Origin of the sequence: Hydrogenophaga sp. (assembly GCF_031426985.1) — a bacterium.
Classification (GTDB): Bacteria; Pseudomonadota; Gammaproteobacteria; order Burkholderiales; family Burkholderiaceae_C; genus Hydrogenophaga.
Window position 1 is genome coordinate 1 of sequence record NZ_JASJOY010000152.1, and the last position, 14,267, is coordinate 14,267.

At 62.4% G+C, this 14,267-nt stretch carries 22 protein-coding genes, 1 tRNA gene and 1 pseudogene; all 24 read left to right on the top strand.

The genetic code is table 11. From position 1 onward, the window contains the following. Positions 1-262, top strand: a pseudogene (locus RMP09_RS16875) (sugar ABC transporter permease); the annotation flags it as partial. Next, positions 255-1,067, top strand: a complete 813-nt coding sequence (locus RMP09_RS16880) for a carbohydrate ABC transporter permease (protein WP_310567151.1) — start codon at positions 255-257, stop codon at positions 1,065-1,067. The pseudogene RMP09_RS16875 and the gene RMP09_RS16880, both read left to right, overlap by 8 nt. A gap of 118 nt (positions 1,068-1,185) precedes the next feature. Continuing rightward, positions 1,186-1,494, top strand: coding sequence for a DUF2160 domain-containing protein (locus tag RMP09_RS16885; RefSeq protein WP_310567152.1), 309 nt, complete (start codon positions 1,186-1,188; stop codon positions 1,492-1,494). 101 nt (positions 1,495-1,595) lie between these two features. Beyond that, positions 1,596-3,329, top strand: coding sequence for an ABC transporter substrate-binding protein (locus RMP09_RS16890; RefSeq protein ID WP_310567153.1), 1,734 nt, complete (start codon positions 1,596-1,598; stop codon positions 3,327-3,329). Positions 3,330-3,406: 77 nt separating this feature from the next. Next, a complete protein-coding gene (locus tag RMP09_RS16895; RefSeq protein WP_310567154.1) occupies positions 3,407-4,972 on the top strand; it encodes a glycerol-3-phosphate dehydrogenase/oxidase in 1,566 nt (521 codons plus the stop codon). A 220-nt stretch (positions 4,973-5,192) separates the two neighbouring features. Then, positions 5,193-5,561, top strand: coding sequence for a 50S ribosomal protein L14 (rplN, locus tag RMP09_RS16900; protein WP_009514936.1), 369 nt, complete (start codon positions 5,193-5,195; stop codon positions 5,559-5,561). Positions 5,562-5,570: 9 nt separating this feature from the next. After that, positions 5,571-5,891, top strand: a complete 321-nt coding sequence (gene rplX / locus RMP09_RS16905; RefSeq protein ID WP_310567155.1) for a 50S ribosomal protein L24 — start codon at positions 5,571-5,573, stop codon at positions 5,889-5,891. Positions 5,892-5,893: 2 nt separating this feature from the next. Further along, positions 5,894-6,433 carry a 50S ribosomal protein L5 gene (gene rplE, locus RMP09_RS16910; protein WP_310567156.1) on the top strand — a complete coding sequence of 180 codons (540 nt, stop codon included), beginning with the start codon at positions 5,894-5,896 and terminating at the stop codon, positions 6,431-6,433. An 8-nt stretch (positions 6,434-6,441) separates the two neighbouring features. Continuing rightward, positions 6,442-6,747, top strand: a complete 306-nt coding sequence (gene rpsN, locus RMP09_RS16915; RefSeq protein WP_310567157.1) for a 30S ribosomal protein S14 — start codon at positions 6,442-6,444, stop codon at positions 6,745-6,747. 18 nt (positions 6,748-6,765) lie between these two features. Next, positions 6,766-7,161, top strand: coding sequence for a 30S ribosomal protein S8 (gene rpsH, locus RMP09_RS16920; protein WP_310567158.1), 396 nt, complete (start codon positions 6,766-6,768; stop codon positions 7,159-7,161). A gap of 24 nt (positions 7,162-7,185) precedes the next feature. Further along, complete coding sequence (rplF, locus tag RMP09_RS16925) at positions 7,186-7,719, top strand: 50S ribosomal protein L6 (RefSeq protein ID WP_310567159.1); 534 nt, start codon at positions 7,186-7,188, stop codon at positions 7,717-7,719. Between the two features lie 11 nt (positions 7,720-7,730). Beyond that, complete coding sequence (gene rplR, locus RMP09_RS16930; protein WP_310567160.1) at positions 7,731-8,096, top strand: 50S ribosomal protein L18; 366 nt, start codon at positions 7,731-7,733, stop codon at positions 8,094-8,096. 18 nt (positions 8,097-8,114) lie between these two features. Continuing rightward, on the top strand, positions 8,115-8,633 hold the full coding sequence (rpsE, locus tag RMP09_RS16935) for a 30S ribosomal protein S5 (protein ID WP_310567161.1): 519 nt from the start codon (positions 8,115-8,117) through the stop codon (positions 8,631-8,633). A gap of 11 nt (positions 8,634-8,644) precedes the next feature. Next, positions 8,645-8,827, top strand: coding sequence for a 50S ribosomal protein L30 (gene rpmD / locus RMP09_RS16940; RefSeq protein ID WP_066157720.1), 183 nt, complete (start codon positions 8,645-8,647; stop codon positions 8,825-8,827). 28 nt (positions 8,828-8,855) lie between these two features. Then, positions 8,856-9,287: a 50S ribosomal protein L15 gene (rplO, locus tag RMP09_RS16945; RefSeq protein WP_310567162.1), complete on the top strand. Its 432-nt coding sequence runs from the start codon at positions 8,856-8,858 to the stop codon at positions 9,285-9,287. Between the two features lie 26 nt (positions 9,288-9,313). Further along, positions 9,314-10,621 carry a preprotein translocase subunit SecY gene (secY, locus tag RMP09_RS16950; RefSeq protein ID WP_310567163.1) on the top strand — a complete coding sequence of 436 codons (1,308 nt, stop codon included), beginning with the start codon at positions 9,314-9,316 and terminating at the stop codon, positions 10,619-10,621. A 16-nt stretch (positions 10,622-10,637) separates the two neighbouring features. After that, positions 10,638-10,856, top strand: coding sequence for a translation initiation factor IF-1 (gene infA, locus RMP09_RS16955; RefSeq protein WP_009514918.1), 219 nt, complete (start codon positions 10,638-10,640; stop codon positions 10,854-10,856). Positions 10,857-10,898: 42 nt separating this feature from the next. Then, positions 10,899-11,012 carry a 50S ribosomal protein L36 gene (gene rpmJ, locus RMP09_RS16960; RefSeq protein WP_066157211.1) on the top strand — a complete coding sequence of 38 codons (114 nt, stop codon included), beginning with the start codon at positions 10,899-10,901 and terminating at the stop codon, positions 11,010-11,012. Positions 11,013-11,035: 23 nt separating this feature from the next. Continuing rightward, positions 11,036-11,401, top strand: coding sequence for a 30S ribosomal protein S13 (gene rpsM, locus RMP09_RS16965; RefSeq protein WP_310567164.1), 366 nt, complete (start codon positions 11,036-11,038; stop codon positions 11,399-11,401). Positions 11,402-11,418: 17 nt separating this feature from the next. Further along, positions 11,419-11,823 (top strand): 30S ribosomal protein S11, encoded by a 405-nt coding sequence (gene rpsK / locus RMP09_RS16970; protein WP_310567165.1) that lies wholly within the window; start codon positions 11,419-11,421, stop codon positions 11,821-11,823. A gap of 175 nt (positions 11,824-11,998) precedes the next feature. Further along, on the top strand, positions 11,999-12,622 hold the full coding sequence (gene rpsD / locus RMP09_RS16975; RefSeq protein ID WP_310567166.1) for a 30S ribosomal protein S4: 624 nt from the start codon (positions 11,999-12,001) through the stop codon (positions 12,620-12,622). A 93-nt stretch (positions 12,623-12,715) separates the two neighbouring features. Next, positions 12,716-13,702 carry a DNA-directed RNA polymerase subunit alpha gene (locus tag RMP09_RS16980; RefSeq protein WP_310567167.1) on the top strand — a complete coding sequence of 329 codons (987 nt, stop codon included), beginning with the start codon at positions 12,716-12,718 and terminating at the stop codon, positions 13,700-13,702. Between the two features lie 74 nt (positions 13,703-13,776). Further along, the gene (gene rplQ / locus RMP09_RS16985; protein WP_310567168.1) at positions 13,777-14,172 is read left to right on the top strand and encodes a 50S ribosomal protein L17; all 396 of its coding nucleotides are present in this window, start codon (positions 13,777-13,779) and stop codon (positions 14,170-14,172) included. A gap of 17 nt (positions 14,173-14,189) precedes the next feature. Further along, positions 14,190-14,266: transfer RNA gene (locus RMP09_RS16990), tRNA-Met, on the top strand. Position 14,267: the final 1 nt, after the last annotated feature.

Below are 14,267 nucleotides of genomic sequence, written 5' to 3' on the forward strand. Positions count from 1 at the left end.
GATGATCGCGGTGCTGCTGCGCTTCATGGACAGCTTCATGATCTACACCGAGCCCTTCGTGCTCACCGGCGGCGGGCCCGGCAACGCCACCACCTTCCTCAGCCAGTACCTGACGCAGAAGGCCGTCGGCCAGTTCGACCTCGGCCCGGCCGCGGCGTTCTCGCTGATCTATTTCCTCATCATCCTGCTGTTCTGCTTCGTGCTCTACAACTGGATGCAGCGCCTCGGCCAGGCCGAGAAAGAAGGAGCGGGCCATGCATGAGCGTCGTTTTCACAAGCGCTCGCTGTTCCTGATCGCCTACCTGGTGTTCGCGCTGTTGCCCATCTACTGGATGGTCAACATGAGCTTCAAGACCAACGAAGAGATCGTCAGCAGTTTCAGCCTCTGGCCCCAGGCCTTCACCTGGGACAACTACAAGCTCATCTTCACCGACGAGAGCTGGTATTCGGGCTACATCAACAGCCTGATCTACGTGGCCATCAACACGGTGATCTCGATCACCGTCGCGCTGCCCGCGGCCTACGCCTTCAGTCGCTACAGCTTCCTGGGCGACAAGCACGTCTTCTTCTGGCTGCTGACCAACCGCATGACGCCACCGGCGGTGTTCCTGCTGCCGTTCTTCCAGCTCTACACGACGGTCGGTCTGATGGACACCCACATCGCGGTGGCGCTGGCCCACCTGCTGTTCAACGTGCCGCTGGCGGTGTGGATTCTCGAAGGCTTCATGTCGGGCATCCCGCGCGAGATCGACGAGACCGCCTACATCGACGGCTACAGCTTCCCGCGCTTCTTCCTCACCATCTTCCTGCCGCTGATCAAGGCCGGGGTGGGCGTGGCGGCCTTCTTCTGCTTCATGTTCAGCTGGGTGGAGCTGCTGATGGCGCGCACGCTCACCAGCGTCAACGCCAAGCCCATCGTGGCCACCATGACGCGTACCGTCAGCGCCAGCGGCATGGACTGGGCCACGCTGGCCGCGGCGGGCGTGCTGACCATCGTGCCGGGCGCGATCGTGATCTGGTTTGTGCGGCACTACATCGCCAAAGGTTTTGCGATGGGGCGTGTATGACCCCCCCCGCCGCGCTGCGCGCGACCCCCCAGGGGGCGCCGCTGGCGGCCCGGCGAAGCCGGTTCCGCGGCGGCCTGGACTGGCTGTGGTTCGTATGGCACTGATTTGGAGATCTCAAATGTTTGAGTGGATGGCTTGGACGCTTCCGGTGGCCGTTTTCTTCACCTGCATCGTGCTGATGCTGATCGGCATGACGGTCTGGGAGATCCGCTCTCCCACCACCTTGCGCAAGGGCTGGCTGCCGATGGCCACCACGCGCGGTGACCGGCTGTTCATCGGCCTGCTGCTGGCGGCCTACATCAACCTGGTGTTCGTCGGATCGGCCGAATGGCTGGCCGAGCTGATGTCGCTGGAAGAAGAACCCAGCGTCTGGGTCAGCTTCGTGTTGTCCATGCTCAGCCTCGCCTTCGTGATGCGCAAGGGCTGAACCGCTTTGAGGGAATACGGCCCGGCGCTGCCCCGGGGCCGTGGTCACCCAGAACCATGTGGGGCAGCGTCTACATCAACCCCGAGAGAAGGAGACATCCGATGAAATTGCGATACCACGCCCTCGCGCTGGCCGCGGTCTGCGCCCTGGGCACGCACGCGGCCTGGGCCGACGAGGCCGCCGCCAAAAAGTGGGTGGACGCCGAATTCCAGCCGTCCACGTTGAGCAAGGACCAGCAGCTGGCCGAGATGAAATGGTTCATCGACGCCGCCAAGAAGCTGCAGGCCAAAGGGGTGAAGGAAATCTCGGTCGTGTCCGAGACCATCACCACCCACGAATACGAGTCCAAGACCCTGGCCAAGGCCTTTGAAGAGATCACCGGCATCAAGGTCAAGCACGACCTGATCCAGGAAGGCGACGTGGTCGAGAAGCTGCAGACCTCGATGCAGTCGGGCAAATCGATCTACGACGGCTGGATCAGCGACTCCGACCTGATCGGCACCCACTACCGCTACGGCAAGGTGCTCAACCTGAGCGACTACATGGGCGGCGCGGGCAAGGAGTGGACCAACCCCGGCATCGACATCAAGGACTTCATCGGCACCAAGTTCACCACCGCGCCCGACGGCAAGCTCTACCAGTTGCCCGACCAGCAGTTCGCCAACCTCTACTGGTTCCGCGCCGACCTGTTCGAGCGCAAGGACCTCAAGGACAAGTTCAAGGCCAAGTACGGCTACGACCTGGGCGTGCCGCTGAACTGGTCGGCCTATGAAGACATCGCCGAGTTCTTCACCAACGACGTCAAGACCATCGACGGCAAGGCGATCTACGGCCACATGGACTACGGCAAGAAGGACCCGTCTCTGGGCTGGCGCTTCACCGACGCCTGGCTGTCCATGGCCGGCACCGCCGACATCGGCGCGCCCAACGGCCTGCCGATCGACGAGTGGGGCATCCGCGTCGCGGCCGACAAGTGCACGCCCGTGGGCGCCTCGGTCGAACGGGGTGGCGCCACCAACTCGCCGGCCGCCGTCTACGCGCTGACCAAGTACGTGGACTGGATGAAGAAGTACGCGCCCAAGGAAGCCACCGGCATGACCTTCGGCGAAGCCGGCCCGGTGCCCGCCCAGGGCCAGATCGCGCAGCAGATCTTCTGGTACACGGCCTTCACCGCCGACATGACCAAGAAGGGCCTGCCGGTCGTCAACGCCGACGGCACGCCAAAGTGGCGCATGGCCCCCGGCCCCAACGGCCCGTACTGGAAGCAGGGCATGCAGAACGGCTACCAGGACGTGGGCAGCTGGACTTTCTTCAAGGACCACGACGCCAACAAGACCGCCGCCGCCTGGCTCTACGCCCAGTTCGTGACCGCCAAGACCACGTCCCTGAAGAAGACCATGGTTGGCCTGACCCCGATCCGCGAGTCCGACATCCAGAGCAAGGCCATGACCGACATGGCGCCCAAGCTCGGTGGCCTGGTCGAGTTCTACCGCAGCCCGGCCCGCGTGGCCTGGAGCCCCACCGGCACCAACGTGCCCGACTACCCGAAGCTGGCGCAGCTGTGGTGGAAGAACGTGGCCCAGGCCGTGACGGGCGAGAAGACCCCGCAGGGCGCGATGGACAACCTGGCCAAGGAGATGGACGACGTGCTGGCCCGGCTGGAACGCGCCGGCATGGCCCAGTGCCCGCCCAAGCTGAACAAGAAGGAAAGCGCCGACAAGTGGCTGTCCGACAAGTCGGCGCCCTGGAAGAAGCTGGCCAACGAGAAGCCGAAGGGGCAAACCATTGCCTACCAGACCCTGCTGGACGCCTGGAAGGCCGGCAAGGCCCGTTGATCGCTTGTTGTCTTCCTGCTTGATGTGAAACCTCCGCGCGCACCCCTTCGCGGGTGTGCGCGGTCATCCCCCGATTCATGACACGCGCAGAACGCCTTCAGTCCCTGGCCCGTCATCCCCGGTTCGATCTGGTCGTGGTCGGCGGTGGTGCCACCGGCCTGGGGGTGGCCCTCGATGCCGCGCTGCGCGGTTTCTCCGTCGCCCTGTTCGAGTCGCACGACTTCGCGGGCGGCACCTCTTCGCGCTCCACCAAGCTGCTGCACGGTGGCGTGCGTTACCTGGCGCAGGGCAATGTGGCCCTGGTGCGCGAGGCGCTGGCCGAGCGGGCCACGGTGCTGCGCATCGCGCCGCACCTGGCGCAGCCGCTGCCCTTCGTCATGCCCTCCTACGCCTGGTGGCAGACGCCTTACTACGGCGCCGGGCTCAAGCTGTACGACCTGATGGCGGGCCGCGCCGGCCTGGGCCGGACGGCATTGCTGAGCCGCGCCCAGACGCTGGCGGCCCTGCCCGGCGTCAACCCCCAGGGGCTCCAGGGCGGGGTTCGGTACTGGGACGGCCAGTTCGACGACGCGCGGCTGGCGCTGGCGCTGGCCCGCACCGCCGAGACCGCGGGCGCCCAGCTGTTCAACTACGCCGGTGTCGACGGGGTTGAATGGCATGGCGATGGCGCCACCGTGACCGTGAAAGACGGTTTGAACGGCAACCGCTACACGCTGGAGGCGCGTTGCGTCATCAACGCCACGGGCGTGTGGGTGGATGCGGTGCGCGCGCACGCCGGGGCGGCGGGCACGGCGGCGCCGAGCCGCATGGTCAGCCCGAGCCAGGGCGTGCATGTGGTGGTGGACCGGGAATTTTTGCCAGGGGATCACGCCCTGCTGGTGCCCAAGACCCGCGACGGCCGGGTGCTGTTCGCGGTGCCCTGGCTGGGCAAGCTGATCCTGGGCACCACCGACACGCCGCGCCAGGATCTGCCGCGCGAACCGCAGCCCTTTGCTGAGGAACTGGAGTTCATCCTGGGCGAAGCCGCCCATGTGCTCAAGCGTCCGGTGCGCCGCCACGACATCCGCAGCGTCTGGGTCGGGCTGCGGCCCCTGGTGGCGCCGCCCAAGGCGGAGGGCGGCGGTACCCAGCGGCTCTCGCGCGAACACACCATCGTGGTCGACCCGTCCGGCCTGGTGACCGTCACCGGCGGCAAATGGACCACCTACCGGGCCATGGCCGACGACGTCATGGAACGGTGTTTCGCCGCAGACCTGTTGCCGCGCCGCGCCGGCGGGCAGACCGCCCGCCATGTGCTGGACGGCAGCCCCGCAGAAGGGGTGGCGGCGGTGCCGCTGCACGCCGCGCCCGGGCTGCACCTGTTCGGCAGCCACGCCACCGAAGTGCAGCGGTGCCCGGGCGCCGACCGGTCGCTGGACATGGGCCTGACCGAGGCCATGGTGCGGTACGCGGTCAGATGTGAGCATGCGCACACTGTTGAGGATGTGTTGGCCCGTCGCTGGCGCGCCCTGTTTCTGGACGCCCGGCGTGCGCGCGCAATGGCGCCATCGGTGGCGGCCATCCTGGAGGACGAAGGGGTGGGCGACCCGCGGTTACAGGACTTTCTGTCCCTGTGCCAACGTTACCTGCCCGCAGCCGCCTGAGTGGCCCGGCGTGCCCATCCTGTCTTTTTGTGTGGTGGGGTGTTGACAGTGCGCGCAGGCAGTGCAATAATCTGCGGCTTCGCTCTAAAAGGCGAAGTTATCTGCCCAACCGACGCTGGGTGAGACTGGCCAGCAGGCTGCTCATTCGGCTACGACGGGCCCAAGACTGATCACTTCCGGCCGTGGTGGCTGGCAGGATTCAAGTTGGGACTTAAATCAAATGATCCAAACGCAATCTCGACTCGATGTTGCTGACAACACGGGCGCTAAGTCCGTGATGTGCATCAAGGTGCTGGGCGGCTCCAAGCGTCGCTACGCCAGCGTGGGCGATGTCATCAAAGTCAGCATCAAGGAAGCAGCGCCCCGTGGCCGCGTCAAAAAAGGCGAGGTGTACAACGCTGTGGTGGTTCGCACCGCCAAGGGCATCCGTCGTCAAGACGGCGCCCTGATCAAGTTCGACGGCAATGCCGCCGTGCTGCTCAACGCCAAGCTGGAGCCCATCGGCACCCGCATCTTCGGCCCGGTCACGCGTGAACTGCGTACCGAGAAGTTCATGAAGATCGTGTCCCTGGCGCCCGAGGTTCTCTGAGGAATCATCATGAACAAGATTCGTAGTGGTGACGAAGTCATCGTGATCGCAGGCCGCGACAAAGGTAAGCGCGGCAAGGTGGTCAGCCGTGCCGACGACAGCAAGCTGGTCGTTGAGGGTGTGAACATCGTCAAGAAGCACGCCAAGCCCAACCCCATGAAGGGTGTGACCGGCGGCATCGTGGAAAAGACCATGCCGATCCACCAGTCCAACGTCGCCATCTTCAATGGCGCCACGGGCAAGGCTGATCGTGTGGGCATCAAGCTCCTGGCCGACGGCAAGAAAGTGCGCGTCTTCAAGTCCAGCGGCGAAGAAATCAAGGTGGCCTGAACATGACACGCTTTGCTGAAATCTACCGCGACAAAGTCGCGCCCAGCCTGATCGAGAAGTTCGGCTACAAGTCGGTCATGGAAGTGCCGCGCATCACCAAGATCACCCTGAACATGGGCGTGAGCGAGGCTGTTGCCGACAAGAAGGTCATGGACAACGCCGTGGGCGACCTGACCAAGATCGCTGGCCAGAAGCCGGTGGTGACCAAGGCCAAGAAGGCCATCGCGGGCTTCAAGATCCGCGAGCAGCAGCCCATCGGTTGCATGGTGACCCTGCGCGGCGCCCGCATGTACGAATTCCTGGACCGTTTCGTCACCGTGGCCCTGCCCCGCGTGCGTGACTTCCGCGGCATTTCGGGCAAGGCTTTTGACGGCCGTGGCAACTACAACATCGGCGTCAAAGAACAGATCATCTTCCCCGAGATTGAGTACGACAAGGTCGATGCCCTGCGCGGCCTGAACATCAGCATCACGACAACCGCCAAGAACGACGAAGAGTGCAAGGCTCTGCTGGCTGGTTTCCGTTTCCCGTTCAAGAACTGAGGTGGCGCGTGGCTAAACAAGCACTACTCCAACGCGAAATCAAGCGCGAGAAACTCGCCGCCAAGTTCGCCAAGAAATACACCGAGCTGAAGGCAACGGCCAACGACGCCAAGCAAAGCGACGAAGCGCGCGATGCGGCCCGTCAGGCGCTGCAAAAGCTGCCCCGCAACGCGAACCCGACCCGTCAGCGCAACCGCTGCGAGATCACCGGTCGTCCGCGTGGCACCTTTGCCCACTTCGGCCTGGCCCGTGCCAAGGTCCGTGAGATGGCGTTTGCCGGCGAGATCCCCGGCATCACCAAAGCCAGCTGGTAAGCCCTAGGAGAACCACAAATGAGCATGAGTGATCCTATCGCCGACATGTTGACCCGCATCCGCAACGCGCAGATGGTCGAAAAGGCCACCGTGTCGATGCCGGCATCCAAAGTCAAGGCCGCGATCGCCCAAGTCCTGAAGGACGAAGGCTACATCGACGGTTTCAAGCTGACCAACGAAGGTGGCAAGAGCGAACTCCAGATCGCCTTGAAGTACTACGCCGGTCGTCCCGTCATCGAGCGCATCGAACGCGTGAGCAAGCCCGGTCTGCGTATCTACCGCGGCCGTGACGCGCTGCCCCAGGTCCAGAACGGTCTGGGCGTGGCCATCGTCACCACACCCCAGGGTGTGATGACCGATCGCAAGGCACGTGCTACCGGCGTCGGTGGCGAAGTGCTGTGCTACGTCGCCTGATGCGGGCATTGAGGAGCAACTGAAATGTCACGTATTGGTAAGCAACCGGTCGCCGTCCCCGCTGGGGTCGAAGTGGCTGTGAAGGACGACCTGATCAACGTCAAGGGCGCGCTGGGCGCCCTGGCCCTGGCGCAAAGCGCGCTGGTCAAAGTCGAAAACAACGCTGGCACGCTGTCGTTCACCCCGGTGAACGAATCCCGCGAAGCCAACGCCATGTCGGGCACCATGCGTCAGCTGGTCAACAACATGGTCAACGGTGTGAGCAAGGGCTTCGAAAAGAAGCTGTCCCTGATCGGCGTGGGCTACAAGGCCCAGGCTCAAGGGACCAAGCTCAACCTGAACGTCGGTTACTCGCATCCGGTCGAGATCGAAATGCCCGCGGGCATCAAGGTCGAAACGCCGACGCCGACCGAAGTCGTCATCAAGGGCGCTGACCGTCAGCGCGTGGGCCAGATCGCTTCCGAAGTGCGCGCCGTGCGCCCTCCCGAGCCCTACAAGGGCAAGGGCATCCGTTATTCGGATGAGAAGGTTGTGATCAAGGAAACCAAGAAGAAGTAAGGACCAGGATCATGTTGACCAAAAAAGAGCAACGTCTCCGCCGGGCCCGTCAGACGCGCATCCGCATTGCGCAGCAAGGCGCCGTTCGCCTGACCGTGAACCGGACCAACCTGCACATCTACGCCAGCGTCATTTCTGGCGACGGCTCCAAGGTGCTGGCTGCCGCCTCGACAGCCGAAGCCGAAGTGCGTGCCCAGATCGGTGCAGCTGGCAAGGGTGGCAACGCCGCCGCCGCCGCCCTGATCGGCAAGCGCATCGCCGAGAAGGCCAAGGCTGCCGGCATCGAGAAGGTCGCTTTCGACCGTTCCGGTTTTGCCTATCACGGCCGTGTGAAAGCCCTCGCCGATGCGGCTCGTGAAGCCGGTCTGCAGTTCTGATCAAGCGGGATACACAAAATGGCTAAATTTACGGCTAATGTAAAGAACGAAGCGAACGACGACGGCCTGCGCGAGAAGATGATCGCGATCAACCGCGTGACCAAGGTGGTCAAGGGTGGTCGTATCCTCGGTTTCGCTGCGCTGACCGTGGTCGGTGACGGCGATGGCCGCGTCGGCATGGGCAAGGGCAAGGCCCGCGAAGTGCCCGTGGCTGTGCAAAAGGCCATGGAGCAGGCCCGCCGCAACATGATCAAGGTGTCGCTCAAGAGCGGTTCCCTGCACCACGCGGTGCACGGTGAGCACGGCGCCTCCAACGTCATGATGCTGCCCGCCTCCAAGGGTACCGGCATCATCGCCGGCGGCCCGATGCGCGCTGTGTTCGAAGTCCTGGGGATCACCGACGTCGTGGCCAAGAGCCACGGTTCGAGCAACCCCTACAACCTGGTGCGCGCCACGCTGGACGCACTGAAGAACTCCACGACTCCCGCTGACGTGGCTGCCAAGCGCGGCAAGTCGGTCGAAGAGATCCTGGGCTGATGGGAACGATCATGACCACTCAAAACACCGTCAAGGTTCAACTGGTGCGCAGCCCGATCGGCACCAAGCAATCGCACCGCGACACCGTTCGTGGCCTGGGTCTGCGCAAGCTCAACAGCGTGAGCGAACTGCAGGACACGCCCGCCGTGCGCGGCATGATCAACAAGATCGCCTACCTGGTGAAGGTGCTGTAAGCACCCGACCGAAGAGGACTCATTCGTCATGGAACTCAACACCATTCAACCCGCAGCGGGCGCCAAGCACGCCAAGCGTCGCGTCGGCCGTGGCATCGGCTCCGGCCTGGGCAAGACCGCTGGTCGTGGCCACAAGGGTCAAAAATCGCGCTCTGGCGGCTACCACAAGGTGGGCTTCGAAGGCGGTCAGATGCCGCTGCAACGTCGCCTGCCCAAGCGTGGTTTCAAGTCTGCTCAACTGCAGTTCAACGCTGAAGTCACGCTGGCCGACCTCAACACGGTTGACGCCGCCGAGATCGACATCCTGGTGCTCAAGCAAGCAGGCCTCGTGGCCCAGCTCGCCAAGCGCGTCAAGGTGGTCAAGACCGGTGAAATCGCCCGTGCAGTGAAGCTCAAGGGCATCGGCGCGACCGCCGCTGCCAAGGCTGTCATCGAAGCCGCTGGCGGCTCGCTGGCCTGATCCAGATCGCAAGCAGAAAGCAATCTGTGGCTACTGGCTCCACGACCCTGGCCAAAACAGGCAAGTTCGGCGACCTGCGTCGCCGGCTGGTGTTCCTGTTGCTGGCCTTGGTGGTTTACCGCATCGGTGCGCACATTCCTGTGCCCGGCATTGATCCTGCGCAGCTCGAACAGCTGTTCAAGGGTCAGGCCGGCGGCATCCTCAGCCTCTTCAACATGTTCTCGGGTGGTGCGCTTTCGCGCTTCACGGTGTTCGCATTGGGGATCATGCCGTACATCTCGGCGTCGATCATCATGCAGCTGATGACCTACGTCATCCCGACCTTCGAGCAGTTGAAGAAGGAAGGCGAAGCCGGTCGCCGCAAGATCACCGCCTACACGCGCTACGGCACGTTGGGTCTGGCGATCTTCCAGGCCATGGGCATTGCATTGGCTCTGGAAGGGCAAGCGGGCTTGGTGATCGCGCCGGGCTTCGGCTTCCGCATCACTGCGGTGGTCAGCCTGGTGGCCGGCACCATGTTCCTGATGTGGCTGGGTGAACAGATCACCGAGCGCGGTCTGGGCAACGGCATCTCCATCCTGATCTTCGCCGGCATCGCTGCCGGATTGCCGAATGCGATTGGTGGTTTGCTGGAGTTGGTTCGCACCGGCGCCATGAACATTCTGGTGTCGCTCTTCATCATTGCGCTGGTGGTGCTGGTCACCTACTTCGTGGTGTTTGTGGAGCGTGGGCAGCGCAAGATCCTGGTCAACTATGCGCGTCGCCAAGTCGGCAACAAGGTGTACGGTGGGCAGTCGTCCCACCTGCCGCTGAAGCTGAACATGGCTGGCGTGATCCCACCGATCTTTGCTTCTTCCATCATTCTGCTGCCGACCACCATCGTCAGCTGGGTGAGCACCGGCGATTCCACCCGTTGGTTGCGTGACATTGCTTCGGCCTTGTCGCCTGGTCAGCCGATCTATGTGGCGCTGTATGCGGCAGCCATCGTGTTTTTCTGCTTCTTCTACACGGCGCTCGTGTTCAACAGTCGCGAGACCGCCGACAACCTGAAGAAGAGTGGTGCCTTCATTCCGGGCATTCGCCCGGGTGATCAGACGGCCCGCTACATCGACAAGATCTTGCTGCGCCTGACGTTGGCCGGTGCGATCTACATCACGGCGGTGTGTCTGCTGCCGGAGTTCCTGATCCTGAAGTACAACGTGCCGTTCTACTTCGGCGGTACCTCACTGCTCATCATCGTGGTTGTCACGATGGACTTCATGGCCCAAGTGCAGAACTACATGATGTCGCAGCAGTACGAATCGCTGTTGAAAAAGGCCAGCTTCAAATCCTGAGCAACGGTTCTGTCGTATGGCCAAAGACGATGTGATCGAGATGCAGGGGGAGGTGGTTGAAAACCTCCCCAACGCAACGTTCCGGGTCAAGTTGGAAAACGGACATGTGGTGTTGGGCCACATTTCCGGGAAGATGCGGATGCACTACATCCGGATCCTGCCGGGAGACAAGGTCAAAGTGGAGCTCACGCCCTACGACTTGACCAGGGCGCGGATCGTGTTCCGCGCGAAGTGACAAGTCAGTGGTTGAATGTTTTGGAATATCTAGGAGAAGACTATGAGAGTTTCGGCGTCGGTCAAAAAAATGTGCCGCAACTGTAAGATCATCAAGCGCAAGGGCGTCGTGCGAGTCATCTGCACCGACCCGCGCCACAAACAGCGTCAAGGCTGATTCGGAAGTTCAGAGGAAGCAACATGGCTCGTATTGCAGGTATCAACATTCCGCCGCACAAGCACGCCGAAATCGGCTTGACGGCAATCTTTGGCATTGGCCGGACCCGCGCTCGCAAGATCTGCGAAGCTTGTGGTATCGACTACTCCAAGAAGATCAAGGATCTGAGCGACGCGGAACTGGAAAAGGTTCGCGACCAAGTCGGCACCTTCACCATCGAAGGTGACCTGCGCCGCGAGACCACCATGAACATCAAGCGTTTGATGGACATCGGTTGCTACCGTGGCTTCCGCCACCGCCGTGGCCTGCCGGTGCGCGGTCAGCGCACCAAGACCAACGCCCGCACCCGCAAGGGCCCGCGCAAGGCAGCCCAGTCGCTCAAGAAGTAATCGGTTGAAAGAGAATCATGGCTAAAGCTCCTTCCAGCTCGGCATCCGCACGCGTCCGCAAAAAGGTTCGTAAGAACATTGCTGACGGCATCGCGCACGTGCACGCGTCGTTCAACAACACCATCATCACCATCACGGACCGCCAGGGCAATGCTCTGTCGTGGGCTTCGTCTGGTGGCCAGGGTTTTAAGGGCTCGCGCAAGTCCACGCCGTTCGCAGCACAGGTGGCTTCGGAAGTCGCTGGCCGCGCCGCCATCGAGCAGGGCATCAAGAACCTGGACGTCGAGATCAAGGGCCCCGGTCCTGGTCGTGAGTCCTCGGTGCGTGCCCTGGGTGCCCTGGGCATCCGCATCAACTCGATCGCCGACGTGACGCCTGTGCCCCACAACGGCTGCCGCCCGCAAAAGCGTCGCCGCATCTAAGCCTGTTCAGGCTCGTACCGCTTCCGCGGTACAATCGAAAGCTTTTTGAGCGCCACCGCAGTCGCCTGCGGTGGCATTTTTTGCTAAGCCCACCGCCTTCTTCGACGCAAGACGGCTCCCGCGATGACGCTGTTCAAGCAGCGTAGGTCGTGGCAGATATCACAAGGAAACCAACGTGGCACGTTACCTCGGCCCCAAGGCCAAACTCTCCCGCCGTGAAGGCGCTGACCTGTTGCTCAAGAGCGCCCGCCGCTCCATCAGCGACAAGGCCAAATTCGACTCCAAGCCTGGTCAGCACGGCCGCACCTCTGGCCAGCGCACTTCCGACTTCGGTCTGCAGCTGCGTGAAAAGCAGAAGGTCAAGCGCACTTATGGCGTGCTGGAGCGTCAGTTCCGCCGCTATTTTGCCGAGGCCGATCGCCGCCGTGGCAACACCGGTGCCAACCTGCTGTTCTTGCTTGAGGCGCGCCTGGACAACGTGGTGTTCCGCATGGGCTTTGCGTCGACCCGTGCCGAAGCCCGTCAGATGGTCTCGCACAAGGCCATCACCGTGAACGGCCAGTCGGTCAACATTCCGTCTTACTCGGTGAAGGCCGGTGATGTGGTCTCCGTCCGCGAGAAGTCCAAAAAGCAGGCGCGTGTGATCGAGGCGCTGGAACTGGCCAAGCAGATCGGCTTCCCCGCCTGGGTGGATGTGTCCGCCGACAAGGCAGAAGGCGTGTTCAAGAAGTCGCCTGACCGTGACGAGTTCGGCTCCGACATCAACGAATCGCTGATTGTCGAACTGTATTCCCGTTAATTTCGTTCCCGGCCTCTGCCTGTGGGTAGTGGTCGGGCCGTGCTCCGTCTGCCTTATCGGTGTAACGAGCCGAGGGTACTGAAGGAAGTTTGAATGCTGAACAATCTGCTCAAGCCCAAAACCATCAACGTCGAGCAACTGTCGACCAACCGCGCCAAGGTGACCTTGGAGCCTTTCGAGCGTGGGTATGGCCATACGCTTGGAAACGCGCTGCGTCGTGTGCTGCTGTCTTCCATGGTGGGACACGCACCGACAGAAGTGACCATCGCCGGCGTGGTGCATGAGTACTCTTCCATTGATGGCGTCCAGGAAGATGTCGTCAACATGTTGCTGAACCTCAAGGGTGTGGTCTTCAAGCTGCACAACCGCGACGAAGTGACCCTGAGTCTGCGCAAGGACGGCGAAGGCGTGGTCACGGCGGCTGACATCCAAACGCCGCACGACGTCGAGATCGTCAACCCCGGCCATGCCATCGCCACGTTGTCTGCCGGTGCCAAGCTGGACATGCAGATCAAAGTGGAAAAAGGGCGCGGCTACGTGCCTGGCAGTCTGCGTCGCAATGAAGATATGTCCCGTTCTCTGGGCCGTATCGTGCTGGATGCTTCCTTCTCGCCGGTCAAGCGTGTGAGCTATACGGTGGAAAGTGCGCGTGTCGAGCAGCGTACCGATCTGGACAAGCTGGTGCTGGAAATCGAAACCAACGGCTCCATTGGTCCTGAAGAGGCCGTGCGTGCCTCTGCCAAGATCCTGGTGGAGCAGCTGGCGGTGTTTGCTCAGCTCGAAGGCGTGGAACTCTCCGCATTCGATGCGCCCGCGCAGCGCAGCTCGCAACAGTTCGATCCGATCCTGCTGCGCCCTGTGGATGAGCTCGAACTGACCGTGCGTTCGGCCAACTGCCTCAAGGCCGAGAACATCTACTACATCGGTGATCTGATCCAGCGCACCGAAAACGAGCTGCTCAAGACCCCCAACCTGGGTCGCAAGTCGCTCAACGAAATCAAGGAAGTGCTCGCTTCGCGCGGCCTGACCTTGGGTATGAAGCTCGAGAACTGGCCGCCGGCTGGTCTCGACAAACACTGATCCCGTCAATCAACGTCTGACGAAACTCCCAGTACCTGATCCGGCTGGGGGCAAAACACTGAAAGGAAATCACCATGCGTCACGGACACGGACTTCGTAAACTCAACCGCACCAGCGAGCACCGCCAAGCGATGCTGCGCAACATGATGAACTCGCTGCTGACGCACGAGGTCATCAAGACCACGCTGCCCAAGGCCAAGGAACTGCGTCGCGTGGTCGAACCCATGATCACGCTGGCCAAGGAAGCCACCGTGGCGAACCGCCGCTTGGCCTTCGACCGCCTGCGCGACCGCGATGTGGTCGTGAAGCTGTTTAACGAACTGGGCCCGCGCTTCAAGGCCCGTCCCGGTGGCTACACCCGCATCCTGAAGATGGGTTTCCGCGTGGGCGACAACGCACCCATGGCGCTGGTCGAACTGGTGGATCGTGCAGAAGATGCTGCGCCGGCCGCCGATGACGCGAAAGCGTGATAGAATACAAGGCTTGACGCGGAGTGGAGCAGCCTGGTAGCTCGTTGGGCTCATAACCCAAAGGTCGCAAGTTCAAATCTTGCCTCCGCAACCAA

What these genes read in the sequence shown, in the direction of transcription:
- RMP09_RS16880 (WP_310567151.1), top strand. Translation starts at nt 255, where the DNA reads ATGCATGAGCGTCGTTTTCACAAGCGCTCGCTGTTCCTGATCGCCTAC.
- RMP09_RS16885 (WP_310567152.1), top strand. Translation starts at nt 1,186, where the DNA reads ATGTTTGAGTGGATGGCTTGGACGCTTCCGGTGGCCGTTTTCTTCACC.
- RMP09_RS16890 (WP_310567153.1), top strand. Translation starts at nt 1,596, where the DNA reads ATGAAATTGCGATACCACGCCCTCGCGCTGGCCGCGGTCTGCGCCCTG.
- RMP09_RS16895 (WP_310567154.1), top strand. Translation starts at nt 3,407, where the DNA reads ATGACACGCGCAGAACGCCTTCAGTCCCTGGCCCGTCATCCCCGGTTC.
- rplN (WP_009514936.1), top strand. Translation starts at nt 5,193, where the DNA reads ATGATCCAAACGCAATCTCGACTCGATGTTGCTGACAACACGGGCGCT.
- rplX (WP_310567155.1), top strand. Translation starts at nt 5,571, where the DNA reads ATGAACAAGATTCGTAGTGGTGACGAAGTCATCGTGATCGCAGGCCGC.
- rplE (WP_310567156.1), top strand. Translation starts at nt 5,894, where the DNA reads ATGACACGCTTTGCTGAAATCTACCGCGACAAAGTCGCGCCCAGCCTG.
- rpsH (WP_310567158.1), top strand. Translation starts at nt 6,766, where the DNA reads ATGAGCATGAGTGATCCTATCGCCGACATGTTGACCCGCATCCGCAAC.
- rplF (WP_310567159.1), top strand. Translation starts at nt 7,186, where the DNA reads ATGTCACGTATTGGTAAGCAACCGGTCGCCGTCCCCGCTGGGGTCGAA.
- rplR (WP_310567160.1), top strand. Translation starts at nt 7,731, where the DNA reads ATGTTGACCAAAAAAGAGCAACGTCTCCGCCGGGCCCGTCAGACGCGC.
- rpsE (WP_310567161.1), top strand. Translation starts at nt 8,115, where the DNA reads ATGGCTAAATTTACGGCTAATGTAAAGAACGAAGCGAACGACGACGGC.
- rpmD (WP_066157720.1), top strand. Translation starts at nt 8,645, where the DNA reads ATGACCACTCAAAACACCGTCAAGGTTCAACTGGTGCGCAGCCCGATC.
- rplO (WP_310567162.1), top strand. Translation starts at nt 8,856, where the DNA reads ATGGAACTCAACACCATTCAACCCGCAGCGGGCGCCAAGCACGCCAAG.
- infA (WP_009514918.1), top strand. Translation starts at nt 10,638, where the DNA reads ATGGCCAAAGACGATGTGATCGAGATGCAGGGGGAGGTGGTTGAAAAC.
- rpmJ (WP_066157211.1), top strand. Translation starts at nt 10,899, where the DNA reads ATGAGAGTTTCGGCGTCGGTCAAAAAAATGTGCCGCAACTGTAAGATC.
- rpsM (WP_310567164.1), top strand. Translation starts at nt 11,036, where the DNA reads ATGGCTCGTATTGCAGGTATCAACATTCCGCCGCACAAGCACGCCGAA.
- rpsK (WP_310567165.1), top strand. Translation starts at nt 11,419, where the DNA reads ATGGCTAAAGCTCCTTCCAGCTCGGCATCCGCACGCGTCCGCAAAAAG.
- RMP09_RS16980 (WP_310567167.1), top strand. Translation starts at nt 12,716, where the DNA reads ATGCTGAACAATCTGCTCAAGCCCAAAACCATCAACGTCGAGCAACTG.
- rplQ (WP_310567168.1), top strand. Translation starts at nt 13,777, where the DNA reads ATGCGTCACGGACACGGACTTCGTAAACTCAACCGCACCAGCGAGCAC.